Annotated in this window: 20 protein-coding genes; 12 read left to right on the forward strand and 8 right to left on the reverse strand. The window is 63.9% G+C overall.

Translation table 11 applies throughout. The annotated features are described in order from the left end of the window. Nucleotides 1-194 precede the first annotated feature (194 nt). Both AB7531_RS12930 and AB7531_RS12935 read left to right on the forward strand, forming a co-directional pair. Nucleotides 195-1,427 carry an acetyl-CoA C-acetyltransferase gene (locus AB7531_RS12930; protein WP_063982007.1) on the forward strand — a complete coding sequence of 411 codons (1,233 nt, stop codon included), beginning with the start codon at nt 195-197 and terminating at the stop codon, nt 1,425-1,427. 281 nt (nt 1,428-1,708) lie between these two features. Next, nucleotides 1,709-2,011 carry an HU family DNA-binding protein gene (locus tag AB7531_RS12935; protein WP_014493658.1) on the forward strand — a complete coding sequence of 101 codons (303 nt, stop codon included), beginning with the start codon at nt 1,709-1,711 and terminating at the stop codon, nt 2,009-2,011. 72 nt (nt 2,012-2,083) lie between these two features. On the opposite strand, the gene AB7531_RS12940 is transcribed toward AB7531_RS12935, so the two are convergent. The 4 genes from AB7531_RS12940 to AB7531_RS12955 form a co-directional block, all read right to left on the reverse strand. Continuing rightward, the gene (locus tag AB7531_RS12940; protein ID WP_187387991.1) at nt 2,084-2,239 is read right to left on the reverse strand and encodes a hypothetical protein; all 156 of its coding nucleotides are present in this window, start codon (nt 2,237-2,239) and stop codon (nt 2,084-2,086) included. Between the two features lie 5 nt (nt 2,240-2,244). Further along, nucleotides 2,245-4,635 carry an endopeptidase La gene (gene lon / locus AB7531_RS12945; protein WP_063982008.1) on the reverse strand — a complete coding sequence of 797 codons (2,391 nt, stop codon included), beginning with the start codon at nt 4,633-4,635 and terminating at the stop codon, nt 2,245-2,247. Nucleotides 4,636-4,643: 8 nt separating this feature from the next. Then, a complete protein-coding gene (locus AB7531_RS12950; RefSeq protein WP_014493661.1) occupies nt 4,644-5,027 on the reverse strand; it encodes an Hsp20/alpha crystallin family protein in 384 nt (127 codons plus the stop codon). 187 nt (nt 5,028-5,214) lie between these two features. Next, complete coding sequence (locus AB7531_RS12955) at nt 5,215-5,784, reverse strand: YciE/YciF ferroxidase family protein (protein ID WP_063982009.1); 570 nt, start codon at nt 5,782-5,784, stop codon at nt 5,215-5,217. 145 nt (nt 5,785-5,929) lie between these two features. Here AB7531_RS12955 and AB7531_RS12960 point away from each other — a divergent pair, with 145 nt between their 5' ends. From AB7531_RS12960 to AB7531_RS12970, 3 genes are all read left to right on the forward strand, one after another. Continuing rightward, a complete protein-coding gene (locus AB7531_RS12960) occupies nt 5,930-6,544 on the forward strand; it encodes a MarC family protein (protein ID WP_063982010.1) in 615 nt (204 codons plus the stop codon). Between the two features lie 176 nt (nt 6,545-6,720). After that, nucleotides 6,721-7,368: an L-fuculose-phosphate aldolase gene (locus AB7531_RS12965; protein WP_231142724.1), complete on the forward strand. Its 648-nt coding sequence runs from the start codon at nt 6,721-6,723 to the stop codon at nt 7,366-7,368. Nucleotides 7,369-7,381: 13 nt separating this feature from the next. Further along, nucleotides 7,382-9,169, forward strand: a complete 1,788-nt coding sequence (locus tag AB7531_RS12970) for a chloride channel protein (protein ID WP_063982012.1) — start codon at nt 7,382-7,384, stop codon at nt 9,167-9,169. Between the two features lie 62 nt (nt 9,170-9,231). On the opposite strand, the gene AB7531_RS12975 is transcribed toward AB7531_RS12970, so the two are convergent. Next, nucleotides 9,232-9,489, reverse strand: a complete 258-nt coding sequence (locus AB7531_RS12975; protein WP_063982013.1) for a DUF2798 domain-containing protein — start codon at nt 9,487-9,489, stop codon at nt 9,232-9,234. A gap of 289 nt (nt 9,490-9,778) precedes the next feature. On the opposite strand from AB7531_RS12975, the gene AB7531_RS12980 reads away from it, so the two are divergent. The 3 genes from AB7531_RS12980 (at nt 9,779) to AB7531_RS12990 (ending at nt 13,410) form a co-directional block, all read left to right on the forward strand. Further along, nucleotides 9,779-10,174, forward strand: a complete 396-nt coding sequence (locus AB7531_RS12980; RefSeq protein ID WP_063982014.1) for a hypothetical protein — start codon at nt 9,779-9,781, stop codon at nt 10,172-10,174. Between the two features lie 272 nt (nt 10,175-10,446). Next, nucleotides 10,447-12,372, forward strand: coding sequence for an AI-2E family transporter (locus AB7531_RS12985; protein WP_231142722.1), 1,926 nt, complete (start codon nt 10,447-10,449; stop codon nt 12,370-12,372). Between the two features lie 537 nt (nt 12,373-12,909). Then, the gene (locus tag AB7531_RS12990; protein WP_063982015.1) at nt 12,910-13,410 is read left to right on the forward strand and encodes a hypothetical protein; all 501 of its coding nucleotides are present in this window, start codon (nt 12,910-12,912) and stop codon (nt 13,408-13,410) included. Nucleotides 13,411-13,958: 548 nt separating this feature from the next. Here AB7531_RS12990 and AB7531_RS12995 read toward each other — a convergent pair. Next, nucleotides 13,959-14,174: a hypothetical protein gene (locus AB7531_RS12995; RefSeq protein ID WP_063982016.1), complete on the reverse strand. Its 216-nt coding sequence runs from the start codon at nt 14,172-14,174 to the stop codon at nt 13,959-13,961. A 253-nt stretch (nt 14,175-14,427) separates the two neighbouring features. Between AB7531_RS12995 and AB7531_RS13000 the strand changes: the two genes are divergently transcribed. From AB7531_RS13000 to uraD, 4 genes are all read left to right on the forward strand, one after another. Next, nucleotides 14,428-14,715, forward strand: coding sequence for a hypothetical protein (locus tag AB7531_RS13000; protein WP_038934641.1), 288 nt, complete (start codon nt 14,428-14,430; stop codon nt 14,713-14,715). A gap of 89 nt (nt 14,716-14,804) precedes the next feature. Further along, nucleotides 14,805-15,218: a DUF3830 family protein gene (locus tag AB7531_RS13005; protein ID WP_014493672.1), complete on the forward strand. Its 414-nt coding sequence runs from the start codon at nt 14,805-14,807 to the stop codon at nt 15,216-15,218. After that, nucleotides 15,219-16,154 (forward strand): allantoinase PuuE, encoded by a 936-nt coding sequence (gene puuE, locus AB7531_RS13010; RefSeq protein ID WP_063982017.1) that lies wholly within the window; start codon nt 15,219-15,221, stop codon nt 16,152-16,154. It begins immediately after the preceding gene. A gap of 5 nt (nt 16,155-16,159) precedes the next feature. Next, nucleotides 16,160-17,047, forward strand: coding sequence for a 2-oxo-4-hydroxy-4-carboxy-5-ureidoimidazoline decarboxylase (gene uraD, locus AB7531_RS13015; RefSeq protein ID WP_063982018.1), 888 nt, complete (start codon nt 16,160-16,162; stop codon nt 17,045-17,047). On the opposite strand, the gene AB7531_RS13020 is transcribed toward uraD, so the two are convergent. Beyond that, nucleotides 17,044-19,770: a molybdopterin-dependent oxidoreductase gene (locus tag AB7531_RS13020; RefSeq protein WP_063982019.1), complete on the reverse strand. Its 2,727-nt coding sequence runs from the start codon at nt 19,768-19,770 to the stop codon at nt 17,044-17,046. The two genes, uraD and AB7531_RS13020, sit on opposite strands and share 4 nt — an antisense overlap. Beyond that, on the reverse strand, nt 19,767-20,594 hold the full coding sequence (locus tag AB7531_RS13025) for an FAD binding domain-containing protein (protein ID WP_441279966.1): 828 nt from the start codon (nt 20,592-20,594) through the stop codon (nt 19,767-19,769). Before AB7531_RS13025 ends, AB7531_RS13020 begins: the two co-directional genes overlap by 4 nt. Between the last annotated feature and the right edge of the window lie 58 nt (nt 20,595-20,652).

The raw sequence follows: 20,652 nt of genomic DNA on the forward strand, positions 1-20,652 counted from the left end.
CGGCCACGGCCGTTTAGCCTGACAGGCCAATCGCTTCACCGGTATCACCGCGCCTCATGCGGAACCCGCGTTTCTACTGTGCATGGGGTTGTTTTTCAGTTTTTGCGCGGAGGCTGCGCAGCACCGCACGTTGACTCCACTCTTCCCCTTATTCAGAAACGACATCAACACCCATAAACAAGAGGACAACGCCAATGGCTGACGCGCTGATCATCGATGCCTGCCGGACCCCGCGGGGCGTCGGCAAGGCCGGCAAGGGAGCACTCTCGGGCATTCATCCGCAGCAGCTCGGCGCGACCGTGCTGCGCGCGCTCGCCGATCGCACCGGCATCGACACCGCCGATGTCGACGACATCGTATGGGGCTGTAGCGCGCAGGTCGCGACCCAAAGTGGCGACCTCGGCCGCATGTCGGCGCTCGATGCCGGCTACGACGTGCGCGCCAGCGCGGTGACGCTGGACCGCTTCTGCGGAAGCGGCATCACCAGCGTCAACATGGCGGCGGCCTCGATCATGTCGGGCACCGAAGACCTCGTCATCGCCGGCGGCTGCGAGATGATGTCGATGGAGGGACGCCGCGGCGGCGGTCCGATGATGATGGACTCCGGCAATCTGCGCCTGCGTGCGCGGCATCCGCAGTCGCATCAGGGCGTCTGCGCCGACGCGATCGCGACGCTGGAAGGCATCACGCGGCAGGACGTCGACGCGCTCGGTCTCGAAAGCCAGAAGCGCGCAGCGCAGGCGATTGCCGGCGGTCACTTCAAGAAGAGCCTCGTGCCCGTGCATCGCGAGGACGGCAGCCTCGCGCTCGACCATGAAGAGTATCCGCGGCCGCAAACCACGATGGAAGGGCTGAGCGCATTGAAGCCTGCATTCCCCGCGATCGCCGACTATGCGCTCGACGACAAGGGGACGACCTATCGCGGCCTCATCCTGCAGAAATATCCGGACCTGAACATCGACTTCATGCATCACGCCGGCAATTCCTCCGGCGTCGTCGACGGTGCCGCCGCGATTCTGCTCGCATCGCCCGCTTATGCCAGCGCGCACGGCCTGAAGCCGCGCGCTCGTGTCATCGCGATGGCCAATATGGGGGACTCGCCGACCCTGATGCTGAACGCGCCGGTGCCGGCCACGCGCAAGGTGCTGGCGAAGGCGGGGCTCTCCATCGACGACATCGACCTGTTCGAGATCAACGAGGCCTTTGCGGTGGTGGCGGAAAAGTACATCCGCGACCTCAAGCTCGACCGCGCCAAGGTCAACGTCAATGGCGGCTCGATCGCACTCGGCCATCCCATCGGCGCCACCGGCTCGATCCTGATCGGCACCGTGCTCGATGAGCTCGAACGGCGCGACCTGAAGCGCGGTCTCGTCACCATGTGCGCGGCCGGCGGCATGGCTCCCGCCGTCATCATCGAGCGCGTCTAGCCTTATTTTTCAGGGTGAATCGCGACCGGCCTTTCACAAAGAGGCCGGTCGTCGCTTGTCGAAAGCAGCGAATCAGCTTTAGCAAGGCGGCGTGCGGGCCTTTGAAACAAGGCAAAAACCGCTGCCGGAGGCTCCTTCCGCTCTGGAAGCCGCTGAAAAGCAGGGTTTTTTGCCTCAGAGGGCCAAAAAAGCCCGTAAAATCGCGACAAAACTGTGCAGAAGGCTCTGGGCCTTCAACGGTTGGTCTAATATGCAACCGGCAACGAATCAGAGGAGACACGATGCCAACCCAAATGTCCAAATCGCAGCTGATCGAAAAGATTGCGACCGCCACCGAGCTTTCCAAGCGCGACGTCAAGAGCGTCATGGAGACGCTGACCGACGTCGGTCACAAGGAGCTCAAGAAGAACGGCCTGTTCCTGGTGCCGGGCTTCGCCAAGTTCGTGGTCATCAAGAAGCCCGCGACCAAGGCGCGCAAGGGTACCAACCCGTTCACGGGTGAAGAGATGATGTTCAAGGCCAAGCCGGCCCGGAAGATCGTCCGCGCCCGCCCGGTCAAGGCCGCCAAGGACGCGGTGGGCTAACAACGCAAAGGCCCCCTCGGCTAGGAGGGGGCCTTTTGTTTGGGGCTGCCGCGAGGGCTTGAGACGGAGGGCTCAACCCTTGCGGCGCTTCACCCGGACCGGAACGGGCTGAAGCCGCGGCCCTGGTGCCGCCAGCGCATCGCGAACCCGGTCGATCGCACGGTCGAGCAGCTGACGCAGCCGCTGCGTTTTCCGCGATCGCCTCGCTTTTTCCAGCAGTTTCTTCATCGTCTTCACTCCGCCGCTTCGACCTTGGCATCAGCCGGCTCGAGCGCTGCGGCGATGGCCTCGTCGACGCGCTCCAGCCAGATGAATTCGAGGTTGTCCCGCGCGCTCTTCGGGATGTCGTCGTAGTCCCGCTTGTTGCGTGCCGGCAGCATCACCCGCTTCAATCCGGCGGCGGCCGCAGCCACCACCTTCTCCTTGATGCCGCCGACAGGCAGCACCAGGCCGCGCAGCGAGATCTCGCCGGTCATCGCGGTGTCGCTGCGCACCGTGCGATTGGTGAGCAGGGACGTCAACGCCGTGAACATCGCAACGCCCGCGCTCGGTCCGTCCTTCGGGGTTGCGCCCGCCGGCACGTGAACGTGGATGTCGCTCTTCTCGAACACCGACGGATCGATGCCGAGCTGCGTGGCCTTGCTCTTCACCAGCGTCATCGCAGCCTGCACGCTCTCGCGCATGACGTCGCCGAGCTGGCCGGTCAGGATCATGCCGCCCCGGCCGGGCACGCGCGAGGCCTCGATGAACAGGATGTCACCGCCGACCGGCGTCCAGGCGAGCCCGGTGGCGACGCCCGGAATGCTGGTGCGCTGCGCGATCTCGCCCTCGAAGCGCGGCTGGCCGAGCACGGTGGCGATGTCCTTGGGGCTCACCGCGACCTTGGCAGCCGTGCCCTCGGCGATTTGCACCGCGGCATGGCGGAACACCTTGCCGATCTCGCGCTCGAGATTGCGCACTCCGGCCTCGCGGGTGTAGCCCTTGACGACCAGCTTCAACGCCTCCGGCTCGATCTCGGCCTGCTCGGCCGTCAGACCGTTGGCCTCGAGCTGACGCCGCACCAGGTAGCGGCGCGCGATCTCCAGCTTCTCCTCCTCGGTGTAACCGGCGAGGCTGATCAGCTCCATGCGATCCAGCAGCGGACCCGGAATCTGGTCCAGCATGTTGGCGGTCGCGATGAACACCACGCGCGACAGGTCGAACGGCACGGCCAGGTAGTTGTCCCGGAACGTCCCGTTCTGCTCGGGGTCGAGCACCTCCAGCATGGCGGCCGAGGGATCGCCCTGCACGCCACGGCCCATCTTGTCGATCTCGTCCAGCATCATGACGCAGTTCCGCGTGCCGGCCTTCTTGATGCCCTGGATGATGTTGCCGGGCAGCGCGCCGATATAGGTGCGCCGGTGACCGCGGATCTCGGCCTCGTCATGCACGCCGCCGAGGCTGACGCGCACGAACGGGCGATCCATCGCGCGTGCGATGGACTGGCCGAGCGAGGTCTTGCCGACGCCGGGCGGGCCGACGAAGCACAGGATCGGCGCTTTGCCCTGCGGAGCGAGCTTGCGTACCGCCAGATATTCGATGATCCGGCTCTTGATCTTCTCCAGGCCAAAGTGATCGGCATCGAGGATGCGGCGTGCTTCCGTGATGTCGATCGGCTTCTCCGCGGGCAGCGCCCACGGCAGTTCGATCAGCCAGTCGAGATAGGTGCGGACCATGCCGGATTCACCGGCAGCCTCCGGCATGCGCTCGTACCGCCGCAGCTCCTTCTTGGCGTGCGCCTCCGCTTCCGGCGGCATGTTGGCCTTGGCGATGGCAGCCGTCAGCTCGGCGACCTCGGCCGCCTTGCCGTCGCCTTCGCCGAGCTGGCGCTGGATGGTCGCCATCTGCTCGCGCAGGATCGCCTCGCGCTGCCGCTCGTCGAAAGAGGCCTTGGTCTTCTGGCCGATCTCGTTGGAGATGCGCAGCACCTCCAGCCGTTCGGCCAGGTGCTTCGACACCTTCTCGACGCGCAAGGCGAGGTCGATGGTCTCCAGCACCTCCTGCTTGTCCTGCGGCTTGATGTCCATGAACGAGGTCGCCAGGTCCGCCAGCGCGCCGGGCGCGGTGGTGCTCTGGAACATCGCGACCAGCTCGGGCGGCGCCTGCGGCAGCAGCTCGACCGCCTCGATGGCCTGGCGCTGCAGATTCAGCGCGCGCGCCTCGATCTCGGGCGAGCTCGTGGTCGGCTCGGGGATCTGCTGGAAACGCGCGGCCAGGAACGGTGTTCCCGGCAGGAAGTCGAGGATGCGGGCGCGCTGCACGCCCTGGCAGACGATGTGATGCGTGCCGTCGGGCGCAGTGATGTAGCGCACGATGTTGGCGATGGTCGCGACCCGGTAGAGATCATCAGGCCCGGGCTCCTCGATCTCGGGGCTGCGCTGCAGGACGATGCCGACCGGCCGCTGCTCGCGCAGCGCCTGCTGCGCGGCGGCGATGGACTTCGCCCGGCCGATCGCGATCGGCGCGATGGCGCCGGGAAACAGCACCATCTCGCGCACCGGGATGACGATCAGCGCGTCTTCGGGAATCTTCACGTCGGACTCGGTGGAATTGGTCTGTGCGTTATTCATCTGTTCGGTGGCCATGATCGACCTCAGGATTTGGCGAGGCGCAGCGCGACGCAGCCGTCCATCACGAAGCGGCTGATGGCGTAGCGGCCAACGGGAAGCGCGATGCGCCGCTCGAAGCGGCCCTGCGGCAGCTCGAGTCGGTGGATGCGGGCGTTGCGAAGCTCCGGCGGCAGCGTGCGCTGGCCGGAGATGACGAGCACGCCGTCGAGGATCACCGTCTCGACATTATCAGGGTTGACGCCGGGAAGCGCGACCAGGATGAGAAGCTCATGCTCGGTTTCGAGCACGTCGATCGGCGGCTCCCAGCAGGCTTCCTGGCGGCCGAACTGCTGCCGCAGCCGTTCGGCGCGGGTCAGCGAGTCCAGGGCTTCGGACAGCATCCAGTCGAGGGGATTTTTGGGTTGCATGGCAAAACTCGGGGAAGGCGCTGCGGTTGGAAAACGAGCATATGGGGACGGTTCCCCAAAATTCCAGCATCGCGCGTTTGGAGCATGCCTGGCCTCTCCAACCGGAAGAGGCCCTTGTCGTCGCACGCTTCGACGCCGCGGGGATATTCCGCGGCATCGAAGGCAACAGTAGGGCGCGTCGCGCCGATCAGGCCGCGGCGCGGTACTCCTCTTCCGCTTCGAGGTTGATGACCGAGGTCGCGAGCTCGGTCAGCGTGTGATCGGTCGCCTCTTCCTCGTCCAGCGTCTCCTGGAGCAGCCTTGCCGCGTCCGGCATGCCGAGCTCCTCGGCCCAGGTGCGCAGCGTGCCGTAGCGGGAGATCTCGTAGTGCTCGACGGCCTGAGCGGCCGCGAGCAGGCCGGCGTCGAGGGCAGGGGCGTTCTTGAAATCCTTCATGATCTCGGCGCCCTCGTCGGTGATGCCGTTGATCGCTTCGCAGGGCTTTCCGCGGGCCGGCTTGCCCAGCATCTTGAAGATCTGGTCGAGCCGTTTGACCTGGCCCTGCGTCTCGCGCAGATGCTTGTTGAAGGCGGCGGCAAGGTCCTTGGAATGCGCGGCCTTGGCCATCTTCGGCAGCGTCTTGATGATCTTGTTCTCGGCGTAATAGATGTCCTTCAGCGTCTCCAGGAACAGGTCGCTCAACATCTTCGGTGCCTGACGCGGACGGCGCGCCGCGGTCTTTTTGGCGTTCGCACGTTTCTTCGCTCGTTTAGCCATAAATCCTCCTCTTGAGGCGACACGGGAAGGGCGATGCCCTCCTCAATCCTCGCGCGACCAAGACTCTGCGAGGGCAAATGTTCCTCGCGAAGGCCTCCTCCAGCGGTTATGGATTGCGGCTGCGCCTCGCGTGAGACCCACCCGCATGCTCGACTTCGCCCTGTCCGCCTTCGTGACGCTGCTGCTGGTGGTCGATCCCGTCGGCCTTGCGCCGGCCTTCCTCGCCGCGACCGGAGGCATGCCCGACAAGGTCAAGCGAACGATCGCGCTACGCGCGCCGCTGATCGCGGCCTCGATCCTGGTGGTGATCTCGCTGGCCGGAAACTGGCTGCTGCGCCAACTCGGGATCGGCATCCCCGCCTTCCAGATCGCCGGCGGACTGCTGCTGTTCGGCGTCTCCTACCAGATGATCTTCGGCGACCGTCCGCATCGCGAGGCGCGCGAGGCCGACAAGGCGACCTCGGAGCATGCCTCAGACGTCGCGGTGTTTCCCTTGGCCATCCCGATGATGGCCGGTCCCGGCGCGATCGCGACCACTCTGCTGCTGACGGGCAATGCCGGCTATGGGGCCAAGCTCGCGATCATCATCGCGGTCGTCGTCTCCTGCATGCTGTGCTTCGTCTCCGCGAGCCTGATCGCGCACACCCTCGGGCGCACCGGAAATGCCGTGCTCTCACGCGTGCTTGGCATGCTGCTCGCAGCCTATTCGGTGCAGTTCGTGATCAACGGGATCGCGGCCGTCCGGGCGAGCTTTTTGTAAACCTGCGACAATCTGCTAATATACTGATTTTACAATTGGTTTCTTGATGTAACGGTACAGCCGGCAAGGCAGCAGCCAATCCCGGCCGCTTTCTCTTGCACTGCCATATAGCTTTGACGTACTCCCGGTCTAACAAAGGTCCATCGTCAAGAAACCGAGAAGAATCCGAGATATCGATGACAGCGGACGAGCTCGCAAAGCGACAGGCCATCATCGACGCGTGCCGCCGCATGAACGCGCTCGGCATCAATCAGGGCACCTCGGGCAATATCAGCGTCCGGCATCTGGACGGGCTTCTGGTCACGCCGACCAGCGTGCCCTATGACGCCATGACGCCCGACCAGATCGTGTTCATGGCGATGGACGGCTCGCATGCCCCCGGTCAGAAGCCGTCCAGTGAATGGCGCTTCCACCGCGACATCCTGAAATCGCGGCCCGACGTCAACGCCGTCGTCCACGCTCATCCGACCTTTTGCACCATCCTGGCGATCTTGGGCATGGAGATTCCGCCCGTGCACTACATGATCGCGGCCGCCGGCGGTGACAGTATCCGTTGCGCACCCTATGCCACCTTCGGAACGGCGGAGCTGTCCGAGCATGCGCTGCGGGCGCTGGAGGGCCGGCTCGCCTGCCTGCTCGACCATCACGGCATGATTGCGGTCGGCAAGACGCTGGACAAGGCGATGTGGCTCGCCGTCGAGGTCGAGACGCTGGCGCGGCAGTATCACGGCTGCCTCCAGATCGGAAAACCGCCACTGCTGTCGAGTGCCGAGATCGAACGTGTCAGCCAGCGCATGGCCGGCTACGGCATGTCGGAAGGTTAGGGCGGGCAAAAAGGTGTTCGCGCGGATCAGACACATCGCCGATCGCAAGGGATCGAACCGCGTCATGGTTCGCCTGCGCGCGCTCTTGCGCAGCAACGAGTTCTACCTGATCCCGCTGGCACTCGTGATCGGCACGTTTACCGGTGCCATCGTGACGCTGATGGCCGAGATCGCGCAGATTGCCCATATGATGATCTACGGCATTCCCGTCGACGTTCGCCTATCCGCGCACGCCCGGGTCAGCCCCTGGGCGGCCCTGATCGCGCCCGCGCTCGGCGGATTGGCGCTCGGTATCATGGAGTGGTGGCGGCGGCGGCTGAAGATCTCCAACGCGGTCGACCCGATCGAGGCGAACGCGCTGCGCGGCGGCAATCTGTCGATGCGCGACAGCATGGTGGTGTCGAGCCAGACGCTGATCTCGAACGGCTGCGGCGCCTCGGTCGGCCTCGAGGCCGGCTACACCCAGATCGGCTCGGGTATCGCCTCACTGCTCGGCAAGTTCTTCAATCTGCGCCGCAACGATTTGCGCCTGATCGTCGGTTGCGGCGCCGCCGCTGCGATCGCAGCGGCGTTTGGCGCGCCGATCACCGGCGCGTTCTATGCCTGCGAGCTGATCGTCGGCGTCTATTCGGTCGGCAGCGCCGCGCCGATCCTGGCGGCCTCGCTTGCTGGCGCGCTGACCGCGCAATGGCTCGGCGGCGCGCCGTACTCTATCGAGATACCGAAGGTCAGCGCGGTCGGCGTCGAGCAATATCTGGCATTGATCGGGCTTGCGCTCATTACCAGCGGCGTCGGCATCGCCGTGATGCGGTCGTCTTCGATGTTCGAGCGCCTGTTTGTCTGGCTGCCGGTCTGGCTGCGCCCGGTGATCGGCGGCCTTATCGTCGGCAGCTTTGCCATCGTCACGCCGCAGGTGCTCGCGGCCGGCCACGGCGCCATGGTGCTCGATCTCTTTCACGACATGACGATCGGCCTGATCGCGCTGATCATCGCCCTGAAGGTGACGGCCTGCCTGATCTCGCTCGCCTCGGGCTTCCGCGGCGGACTGTTCTTCGCCTCGCTGTTCGTCGGCAGCCTGATCGGAAAGTTCTTCGCTGCGGTTCTTTTGCTCATCAGCCCGGAGTTCGTGATCGACCCGCTGGTCGCGATGCTGACGGGTATGGCGACGCTCGGCGTCGCCATCGTCGGCGGTCCCCTGACCATGTCGTTCCTCGTGCTCGAGATGACCCGCAATGTCGACGTCACCGCCGTGGTGTTGGCCGGCTGCATTGTCACCTCGATCTGCGTCCGCTTCATGTTCGGCCATTCCTTCTCGACCTGGCGCCTGCATCTGCGCGGCGAGACCATCCGCAGTGCCAATGACGTGGGCTGGCTGCGCAACCTGACGGTCGAGCGGCTGATGCGCTCCGACGTAGGCAAGGTGCCGTCGACCACGACGATCGCCGCCGTGCGCGGTGAATTCGCGCTGGGATCGCGGCCCGGCATCGTCATCGTCAACAATGCGGACGAATATGTCGGCCTCGTCCTGCTGCCCGACCTGTTCTCCAGCGACCTCGACAGCATCGCCGACGACATCCAGGTGATCGAGCTCGCACGCCTGACCGAGATCGTGCTGATCCCGGAAATGAATGTGAAGTCGGCGATGGCCGTGTTCGACGAAGCGGAAGCCGAGATGCTGGCGGTGGTCGATTCCACCGACAGCCGCAAGGTGGTCGGCTTCCTCACCGAGACGTTTGCCCGCCGCCGCTATGTCGAGGAGATCGACAAGGCAACGCGCGGCGTGCTCGGGGCGCTGTCGTAGGATCACTCCCGCAGGCGCATGGAAGCGGGACGGCGTGCTTCGTGTGCCGCCGTCCGCGCCGGCTATCGGCCTGGTTGAGATGGGGAAGCGACGACGCACGCCACGATCCGTCGGACCAGTGGCAGCATCATCAGCAGCGTGGGAAAGGCGACGAGCCATGACAGCGCCCAGGCGCCCGGCCAGGTCGCGAGGAACGCCGGCGTCGCGCCGAGGCTCCGGAGCGTCGAAATGACCGACACCACGGCCGTCATGAGGATGGACAGCACAAATGGCATCACGATCGGCGCATAGCGCGCCGGCAGTTTGCGAACCGCAATCATCTGATTTCTCTTGAGGAAAAGGACGCGTCAGTCACGTTGAACCTGCGAAAATGCATCGATCCCGACGGCGTCGGTTGATGCGTTGGTTCACGTGAAACGCTTACGGCGACCGAAAAACGGCGCGGCTGTTCATTATCCGCTCAGGTTGAGTGGTTCAAGCTGGATCTGGTCGTTCGGTTTACAATCGTTCGAAGCGTGGCAGATTGCCGCGATCACGAAACTTTTCAGTGGTTTGCACGTTGTGGATCGTTTCATATTTTGACTTTGAACAAGAACAAAGGACGCCGAGATGAGCGACAGGCCCGTAAATTCAAGGTTCGGCCGCAACACCGCGCTGGCTGCGTTTGCGAGTCTGGCTCTGGCGACAGCTTCCGTCTCGCCCTCGTCTGCGGCGCCGGCCGGTTCGCCGTCCGTCAGCGCGGACTCTGCGACATCGGGCAGATCAGCAGCGACCGATTTCAGCGCCGCCCGCCGCCACCGCTACTATCGCCGCGGTCCAAATGCGGCAGGGCTTGCCTTCATGGGCGTGGCGGCAGGTCTGATCGGAGGCGCGATCGCAGAGAGCCGACGCCAAGAGTACTACGAGAATCGCTATTATGACGGCCCGGGTCCTTACTATGGCGGTCAGGGATATTATGGCGGCGGTCCCTATTACGGTCCGCGTGGCTACTATCAGCCTTATTAGGCACCTGTTCTCTCCGTAGCCCGGATTGCACGGAGCGTGTCAGCCTGCGGTGCTTCGCGCCGACCCGTTGGCTCCGTCCGGGTTACGCGTCTCTGTGTTGCCCGACGGGCAAAACACCCGGCGGGCTGTCAACCCGCGCGCTATGAGACGAGCTAGCGACATTGAACGGCATGCTCGGGCTGTCGGAACAAGTTAGTTCGGTGTAGGATGGTGTCGCGAAGGAGAATTCACCCACGTATGGGATGAATGAGCCGCGCCATGGAAGACGCGCCATGGAAGAGAAATCTCCTCAAATGAGATTGGCACAGCCGCGGGGGACTGTGCTGACGAATATGGCCGTCGCAGCGTTGATAATTGCTGCGCTCTATTTCGGTCGTGAAATTTTTGTCCCCTTCGCGTTAGCAGTTCTCCTGAGTTTCGTTATGGCGCCCTTCGTGATGCGCTTACGTTCCTGGCGAATTCCGCGCACGATTTCTGTGCTGGTGGTCGTCTTCATCGGATTCTCGATCATATTTAGTCTAGGCGGTCTTATGGTTTCGCAGGCGACCCGGCTCGCCACCAAGCTGCCAGGCTATCAACAAACATTGAGTGACAAGATCGAAAGCCTGCGCGGCTTAATGGGCGGCGGCTCTGGAACATTGGAGCAGGCGTCGACAGTTCTGAAAGAATTGAAGACAGAGTTGCAGAATCGAGATGGGGCCGGTCGACCTACTGACGGCGAACTCAGCAGACAGCCCTCAGACAAGCCGATACCCATACCCGTTGAGGTAAGGCAACCCGATCCTGGTGCTCTGTCGACGTTTGGCGCAATCATCCAGCCACTGATTTCACCTTTAACGACGACAGGGATCGTCGTGATCTTTGTTGTCTTTGTCCTGCTGCAACGGGAAGATCTGAGGAATCGGCTTGTCCGACTGGCCGGATCCGCGGATATTCAACGCACGACTGCGGCCCTGGACGACGCCGGTAAGCGTCTGAGCAAGCTCTTTCTTACCCAGATCGCGTTCAATGGCGTGTTCGGTCTTGCAATAGGCTTAGGTCTTGAATTCATCGGTGTCCCCTCGGCTCCGCTATGGGGTCTGATCGCGATGATTATGCGATTTGTACCGTATATCGGTGCATTGATATCTGCGGTATTCCCTCTCATTCTCGCGGCGGCGGTGGGCACGGGCTGGCAGATGCTGATACTTACGGCGGCATTGTTCGTCGTGCTTGAGTTGCTCGCAGGACAGGTCCTCGAACCCTTGATTTTTGGGCATAGCTCGGGTCTTTCCCCGATTGCAATTATCCTGTCAGCGTCATTCTGGACGTGGCTTTGGGGGCCGGTCGGACTGGTGTTGGCCACGCCCTTAACAATTTGTCTCGTCGTCCTTGGGCGGCATGTCGATCGCCTCAAATTTCTTGACGTTATGCTTGGCGACCGACCACCGCTGACGCCGCCGCAACTGGCTTATCAACGAATGCTGGCGGGAGATCCCATTGAAGCGGTGGAACAGGCACATGAATACCTGAATGACTCGTCGCTTGAGAATTATTATGACGACATCCTCTTGAAAGGCCTGAGACTCGCGGAGGCCGACCGTCAATTGGGTCACCTCGATCAGGACCGATTAAATCGGGTAGTCTCAACGGTGGAAGAATTGGTCGCTGAGCTGGGGGCACACCATGACGTGGAAGCAACAGGACCCAGTTCCCCGGATCTAAGCTCAAGCCCCGGAGCTGCCATTACATTCGAGCGAGCAGGCTCCGAGCACGCTTTGATTCCGGAGCCGCCGACCTCGTCTATTTCGGTCGTTTGCATCCCTGGTGCCGGGCGACTCGATGAGGCGACGGCGCTTGTGCTGGCGCAGCTTCTGCGGTACCGCGGGATTCAGGCAATTGCGGAAAAGGCTGATGCTTCATCAATGTCGAAATTGCTTTCGCTCGAATTGGCGAACACCGCGCTTGTATGCGTCTGCTATCTGAGTCAGCCGTCCACCGCCAAGATTCAGCACGTCGTTCGAGGGCTCAGTAAAAGGATTGGCGCAACCCGTATCCTGTTCGCTTTGCTGGGAACGGGAGCCGCAGAAACGGTGGGAAACGCTTCCAACGCGTTGGTAGCAAGCGGGTCGTTCGGTGCAGCCTTGGAAGCAGTCGTTCACGTGACCTCTGCGCAACCTGATGCGTCGGATCAGGCGAAGGCAGCTGCTCCGGCGTAAAAACGAATCTTTTGCTCCTCTGGATTGCCGGGCGTCGCAGAGCGACCATCCGCATCGGTCACCGGGTCCTGTGGAGAGCAAAAGGATTGGCGGGGACCGCGCGACGGTGACCCTTGCGAATATTTGCCATCGCGCATTCCCGATTTTATTTAATACGAACCGGTAGACAAACGGCGGGCGCGATGTGGCGAATGCCGTAATCCGAGGACCGTAAGTGCAGCCCGTTTTGGCGCAAACCGCACATTTGGCCGGACCCAAAAGCTTCAGCAGGGACAATAGCGATCATTGCGACACGCGCGTGGAATGTCCACTCACGCCTCACAAGCAAAACTTTCAGTTTGCACGGCCGCCATGACCCTTTGACCTAGGTCAATACTCTCAACGTGGGTTTACCTTGGAAGTAGCAACTATCGGAGCGACCGCACTCTTCGCCTGTATCTTCTGCGTAACGCCGATATCGCTCGTATGTCGCGCAAGGGAAACGTGTGGTTGTCCGTGGCAAGCAGCCTGAGCTAATCACGCAAGGAGGAGCTGTACATGGGTATCCTTGACGAGTTACTGGGCGGTGGGCAACGCCAGAAAGAGTATCGGGATTTCGTTGATCGATACGAACAAGGAAATCCGTCGGAGGGTTATTCCGATCAAGAGGTTCTCAAACGGTATGGTGATGTGTCACACGCCGTGCCGTCTGACCAGTACGCGCAGGCAGCGATAGAAGCGTTGGGCAAGCTTTCGCCGGAAGAACGGGCGGCGTTCGTGAAGATGCTGCAGGAGCGAGCCGCCGCGCGCGGCGTGGCGCTACCGGGACAAGTGGCCCCCGAACCGAAGGAACTGGGCGAGGTGCTCACCGATCTGCATGGGAGGCCCGGTCAGCTCCGGGATATCCTCGCGAGTGGCGATGCCCAGCCTCACGAGCAAGCCCAACCGTCGAACCCGATCATCGACATACTTGCGTCCCCGCAGGCAAAGGCCGTGCTCGCGGGGATCGCGGCCATGGTGGTCAAGCGTGTCATGCAGGGTTCATCCCGAACCGCGTAGCGCATGCGTGAGGCCCGCAGCCAAAGTCCGGTTGGGGTCATTCGGTTGACCTACCGGCAAGTCCGGGCAAGGTTCGCTATGCCGCCAAAAAAGCGGAAGCGAGTTATCCTGTCGCGACGCAACAGGAATGAACACGATGACCGAGAGCGACGGCCCGCCCATCGCCAAAGGTTCTGCGACTGTCAGCGCGTCGGCCATTGGTGCGTCTGCAGCACTCGCTGTCATCGCCCGGCTTGACCGGGCGATCCAGCATTCCAGAGACGGCTGTGATTGAGCCGAGAGGCCGCGGCGTACTGGATTCCCCGCCTGCGCCGGGAATGACAATGGCACTTGGAGGACGCCGCCGCTGCCTCATACTCCGTCTCGTGCCCCGGACGCAGCGCAGCGCTCTTGCGGTGCGCTGCAGAGCCGGGGCCCATGTCTCCGCGTTCTACTCTCCGCATTGTACCGTGTCGCTTTCTGGGTCCCGGCTCTGCGCAGCAACGCTTGCGCGTTGCAGCGCGTCCGGGACACGAGAGACGTCGCAGCAACCGCGTTCTACGCCCGCATCACCGCCCCGCCGGTGCCGACAGCGCGCCGTTGGCGTAGCGCTGCCAGTCGGGTGTGGTCGGCTGCGACGGCCAGAACGCGTTGGAGTCGCGGACCGACTGGGTGATCGGGGCGGGGTGTACCTTGCTTCTGTGGTGGCGGTCGCTCGCGGCGGCGGTCTGGATGGTGGCGGCGGCGATCAGGGTGACGCCGAGAATGGCAAAGGTCTTTCGCATGGTTGTTTCTCCCGTGACGGCGATTCAGGCTGTGAGAAAAAGGTCGCCTGTGTTCGCGGTCGTGGCTGACATGGCGATGTGTCCTGCCGGATATCAGCCGGGCCGGTTTCACGATCTGAAGCGCGGCCATCACGTTGGGGCGAGCAAATTTTCTGGCCCCGGCCAAATATTCGGCAATCGCGCCCGCAGCGCCGGTGGACTTGCCCCCGGCAATCCGGTTCAATGAGGCGAATTGAGTTCTCAGGCGACAACGATGTCGAAATATCTGCTGGTCCTTCTCCTGATCGCGTCGCCGGCGGCCGCGCAGGTTAAGCTCACGCCAAAGACCTCGGCAGCGCATCCAGACCCCTGCGCCCCGATCGGGCGGACCGCGGACGGCAAGCTGGTCTACTCCATGAAATGCGAGAATCTGCCGGCGCCGCCTCCACCTCCGCCACAGGCGGAACTGAAGGAGGCGCCCCCTTCGGCCGCGCCCGCCGCCGAGCCCGAGCCGGAGGTGCGGCGGAGCGGTATTTTCGGCTGGTCCTACGACCGCAGATGACGGGCCGCGCCACTTGCGTGAAGCCCTCTGGAATGCTCTTTGCTTGAAAATTCCCCGTGGGCCTTTAGCCCCCGATCCAGAGAGATGAGATGAGCAAACTCGTTATCCGCGCCGGCGACTTCACCTTCGATGCCCGCTTCGAGGAGCAACTGGCGCCCAAGACCGTCGCTGCGTTCCGCAAGGCGCTGCCGTTCGAAAGCCACATCATCCATGTGCGCTGGAGCGGCGAGGGCGTCTGGATGCCGCTCGGCGATCTCGATTTCGGCGTCGGCTACGAGAACCACACGAGCTATCCCGCGCCGGGTCAGATCATCCTCTATCCCGGCGGTATCAGCGAAACCGAGATCCTGCTCGCCTATGGCGGCGTACACTTCGCCAGCAAAATGGGCCAGCTCGCCGGCAACCATTTCATCACGCTGACCTCGGGCCTCGAGAATCTCGCGACCCTCGGCAAGAGCGTGCTGTGGAAGGGCGCCCTGCCGATCCGCTTCGAGGAAGTCTGAGTGACGGATACTCGCTACCCGCGCGATCTCCGCGGTTACGGCCGCAACCCGCCGCATCCGCAATGGCCTGACAACGCGCGGGTCGCGGTGCAGTTCGTCGTCAACTTCGAGGAAGGCGGCGAGAACAACATCTTGCACGGCGATCGCGCCTCGGAAGCGTTTCTGTCCGACGTCCTCGGCGCGCAGCCCTGGCCGGGCCAGCGCCACGCCAATATCGAGTCGATGTTCGAATATGGCTCGCGCGCCGGCTTCTGGCGGCTGTGGCGGATGTTCAACGAGCGGAAGTGGCCGACCACCGTGTTCGGCGTTGCCACCGCGCTAAAGCGGAATCCGGAGATTGTCGCGGCGATGAAGGAGTCAGGCTGGGACATCGCAAGCCACAGCCTGAAATGGATCGAGCACAAGGACATGACCGAGGCGCAGGAGCGTGCCGAGATCGCCGAGTCCATTCGCGTTCACACCGAGGCGACGGGCTCGCGGCCGCTCGGCTGGTACACCGGGCGCTCCTCGATCAACACCAACCGCCTCCTGATGGAGGAGGGCGGCTTCCTCTATCTCTGCGACTCCTATGCCGACGATCTGCCCTACTGGGTCAAGGGCGCGAACGGTAAGCAGCTCATCATTCCCTATACGTTAGATGCCAACGACATGCGCTTCATCAACCCGCAAGGGTTTGCCGAAGGCGAGCAGTTCTTCACCTATCTGAAGGACGCCTTCGACGTGCTCTATGCCGAGGGCGAGACCGCGCCGAAGATGATGTCGGTGGGGCTGCACTGCCGTCTTGCCGGCCGGCCCGGCCGCGCCGCGGGACTGATCCGCTTCCTCGACTATATCGGCAAGCACGATCGCGTCTGGGTGCCGACGCGGCTCCAGATCGCGCAGCACTGGCACGACAAGCATGCCCATCTTGCCGCCGACGCCTTCGAGATCGGGTGAGGACGATGGCGCAAATCTCGCTCGCCGATCTCAATGCTGCTGATAAGGCCAGCTTTGTCGCGGCCCTCGCCAACGTCGTCGAATATTCACCGTGGATTGCGGAGAAACTTGCCGGGCAGCGGCCGTTCGCCGGTATCAACCAGTTGCACTCAGCGCTGATGGCGGCGATCCAGGCCGCCGAGCCCGACGTGCAGCTCGCGCTGATCCGGGCGCATCCCGATCTCGCCAACAAGACCCAGCGTGCAGCGGGGCTCACTGCAGAATCGACAGACGAGCAGAACAGCGCCGGCCTCGACCGTCTCTCGGATGCAGAATACGCCGCGTTCGAGCGCGTCAACAATGCGTACCGCGAAAAATTCGGCTTCCCCTATATCGTCTGCGTGCGCCGTCACACCAGGGATTCCGTGTTGCGCGACTTCGAGACGCGGTTGCGCAATATCGCCAAGACCGAGACGCGGCGCGCGATCGAGGAGATCGGCCGCATCTCCGCGCTGCGGCTCGATCAGCTCGTCGTCGCCGACGACAAGCTGAAAGTGCACGGCCGGCTCTCAACTCATGTGCTGGACAATCACGCCGGAAAGCCTGCAGCCGGCATCCCGGTGGAGCTCGTCGAGCTCGCGAGCCTCGGTGAGAGCCGCGTCATCGCGCGCGCCGTGACCAATGCCGATGGCCGCACCGACCAGCCGCTGATCGGCGGCCGTCCGCTGCCGATCGGCCGCTACGAGCTTCGCTTCAGCGTTGCCAAATATTATTCCGAGCGCAACGTGCCGCTGTCAGACCCGCCGTTCCTCGACGAGATCCCGCTGCGCTTTGCGATCAGCGAGCCGGAAAGCCACTACCACGTGCCGCTGCTGGTCACGCCGTGGAGCTACTCGACCTATCGCGGCAGTTAATTCCCAAACTTCTCGTGCAGGGCCGGAAACATTCGGTCCGGCTTGAACGGCGGCGCGGTGAAGCGGATGCCGGTGGCATCCGCGATCGCGTTGCCGAGCGCGGCGGTGACCGGATTGTAAGGGCTCTCGCTCATCGACTTGGCGCCCAGCGGCCCGATCGTGTCGGACGTCTCGGCAAAGATGACCTCCGTGCGCGGAACGTCTGCGAAGGAGGGCAGGTGGTAGTCGCGGAATTTCGGGTTGGTGACGCGGCCGGTCGCGTCGATCACCATCTCCTCGTAGAGCGCCGCCCCGATCGCCTGCGCGACGCCGCCCTCGACCTGGCCGCGGCACTGCATGGGATTGGCGACGACGCCGGCGTCCGCCGCCTGCACGCTCCGGAGAATCTTGATCTCGCCGGTGCCCTTGTTCACGGCGACGCGAAAGCCCTGGACGTTGAAGCCGACCGAGCGCGGCGTCCCCTCGGAATTGCCGCTGGCCGCGAACGGCTGCCCGCGTTCGCGCGCAAGCTTCGCGAGTTCTGCAAACGACATCCGCCGCACGCCGCTGACGACGGCTTCGTCGTCGAGCGTGCAACTCGCGGCGTCGCACAGCCAGACGCTGGCGGCCACCGCCATCAGTTCGGTCGCGAGCTGCATCGCGGCTGCATGCGTTGCCTTGCCCGCAACGAAGGTGCCCGCACTGCCATAGGCGCCAGTGTCGTGGCCACCATGGGCGGTGTCGGACTGGCGCAAGCGGATGCGGTCGACGGTGGTTGCGAGCGTCGTCGCCGCGATCTGCCGGTGCACGGTGCTGGTGCCGTTGCCGAACTCGGCGGTGCCGACGGTGAGGTCGAAGCCGCCTTCGTCGTTGAGCGCGATCATCGCATCCGCGAGATGGCCGGCCGGCGGCACTGTGTCGATCATGGTCAGCGCGACGCCGTCGCCGATCAGCCACTCCGGCGTCAGGTCCGGCTGCGGGCCATCGGCCTGCATGGCGCGTTCGACTAGGTCGAGGCACTGGTCGAGCCCGTAGGAGCCATAGAGCACGTCGTGAAATTCGGACGGCGGCGGCGACAGCATGGGATCGCCTGGTTTGACGACGTTGCGCCGGCGCATGTCGTAGGGGCTGATGCCGAGCTGCCGTGCCAATTCGTCGATCGCGGCTTCGATCGCGATCTGCGTTTGGGGCAGGCCGTAGCCACGAAACGCGCCCGATGGCACCGTGTTGGTGTAGACGGCGAAGCCATCGACCTTCTTGTTCGGACAGTTGTAGACCGCGATGGACTCGGACAGCGAGTGGAACATCACGGGGCCGGCATGATTGCCGTAGGCACCGGTGTTGGAGAGCACCTCGAGCTGGAGCGCGGTGAGCCGGCCGTCGGCATCGGCGCCGGCCTTGATGTGGACCCGCATCGGATGCCGCGTCGAGGTCGCGATGAACTGCTCCTCGCGGGTCAGCTCCAGCTTGACCGGTCGTCCGGTCTTGAACGTCGCGAGCGCCAGAATGTCCTCGACGAACATCTCCTGCTTGCCGCCAAAGCCGCCGCCGACGCGTTCGCAGAACACGCGGACCTTGTCCAAGGGAAGCCCAAAGATGTCCGACAGCGCGCGGCGTGTCAGGAACGGCACCTGCGTGGAGGTACGGACATTGAGCACGCCGGAAGCATCGAGCCAGGCGAGGCCGCCATGGGTCTCCAGCGCGGCGTGCTGCACGCGATGACTGTGGAAGGTCGCCTCATAGGTGACGGCAGACGTCGCGAGTGCCGCCGCCACGTCGCCGTATTCGCCATGGGTCTCCGCCGCGAGGTTACGCTGGGGATCGGCGATGCGGTTCGCGGTGGTGCGGTCAGGATGAATGACAGGTGCACCCGGCGCCATCGCCTGCTCCGGATCGATCAGCGCAGGCAGGATTTCGTAATCGACCTTCAGCCGCCGGCACGCCTCCTCGGCGGCGGCCTCGCTCTCGGCGACGACGGCGGCGACCTTCTGGCCGATGAAGCGGACGACGTCATCGAGGATGCGGGTATCCTCCGGATCCATCCAGTCCTTCTCATGCCGCGCCGTCGAGATCAGCACCGACGGCGCATCCTCATGCGTCAGGACCGCGTGCACGCCGGGCACGCGCAGCGCGTCCGACTTGTCGATCGCGACGATTTTCGCGTGGGCGTGCGGCGAGCGCAGCAGCTTGATGTGCAGTAGGCCGTCGATCTGCGTGTCGAAGGTGTAGCGCGCCTTGCCGCGCACGACGTCGGGGCCCGCGGGCGCCGGCAGGCTGCGGCCGAAGGCGGCGCCGGGCTCGACGCTCTCCTCGACATTGGTCTTGCCGAGCAGCGCGTCCTCGATCGAGCGATAGCCGGTGCAGCGACAGATATTGCCCTTCAGCGCCGATCCGAGATCAGTACGCTGCGCCTGGTTCAGCGAGGCGCAGGTCAGGATCATGCCGGCGGTGCAGAAGCCGCATTGGAAGCCTTGCGCGTCGAGGAAGGCCTGCTGCATCGGATGCGCGCCATGGTCGCCACCGAGCCCTTCGATCGTGGTGACGGCGCGCCCCTCGGCGCGGAACGCTGGGATGAGGCAGCTATGCACCGGCTCGCCGTCGAGCAGCACGGTGCAGGCACCGCAATCGCCGGCATCGCAGCCCTTCTTCACGCCGAAATGGCCGAGCTCGCGCAGGAACGTGCGCAGGCACTGGCCGGCGCGCGGCTCTTGCGGGAAGGTCTTGCCGTTGACCTCGAAACTCATGACGGCGTTGCCCCGACGAGTTCGGCGCGAATCTCCTCGGCGAGCCTTAGCGTCATATGCTTGCGCCAGGTCGGCTTGCCGTGGATGTCGGTGTGGTACAGATCATCCGGGATCTGCTGCGCGATCGCGTCGCGAAGCGCGCCCGCGTCCGGAGCCTTGCGAAAGGACAGCTGGATCGGTCGCACCGTCGATGCGGTCATCGACAGCGTCAGCGTGCCATCGCTATCCAGGCTGCCGATCAGAAGCGCCGCAGAGCGGCCGACAGGGGCTAGCGAGATCTGGCGAAAGGCCGTGCGGCGCTTCAGCGCGGCAATCGGGATATCGATCTGCCGGATCAGGTCGCCCGGCGTCAGGCGGTTGCGCTGGTTGCCAATGACGAAGTCGACGACGGGTATCTTCTCTTCACCGCCGCCGGCCTTCCAGATGGTGCAGACGCCGTCCAGCGCTGATGTGAGCGAGATCATCGGTCCCGCCGGCAGCGACATGCAGAGATTGCCGCCGACCGTCGCGGTCTTCCAGATCTTGAATGACGCAAGGAAAGCCCGGCAGCACTGGCCGATCAGCGGGGCTGCGAGCCAGTCGGGCGGGCAGGCGAAACCGTCGAGCTGCGTGATGGTGCAGGTGGCGGAGATGGTGAGATGGGTGTCGGTGATCGTCAGCGCCGGCCATTTCAGGTCAGTGAGATCGATCAGCCGCTTCAGGTGGACCTGGGGCTCCGAGAACAGCCAGGTGCCGCCCGCGAGCCAAGCATCACCTTCCGCCCAGGCGGGCAGTTGTGCGCGCGTTTGCGGATGGGCCACCGTCGTGATGGTATTCAAATCCATGGCTGCGCCAAAGCTTTTCGCCCGTGAATCGTACAGATGAGTCTTGCAAGACCGGAGC

Source organism: Bradyrhizobium sp. 63_E2_N1_3 (genome assembly GCF_052076005.1).
Taxonomy (GTDB): Bacteria; Pseudomonadota; Alphaproteobacteria; order Rhizobiales; family Xanthobacteraceae; genus Bradyrhizobium; species Bradyrhizobium barranii.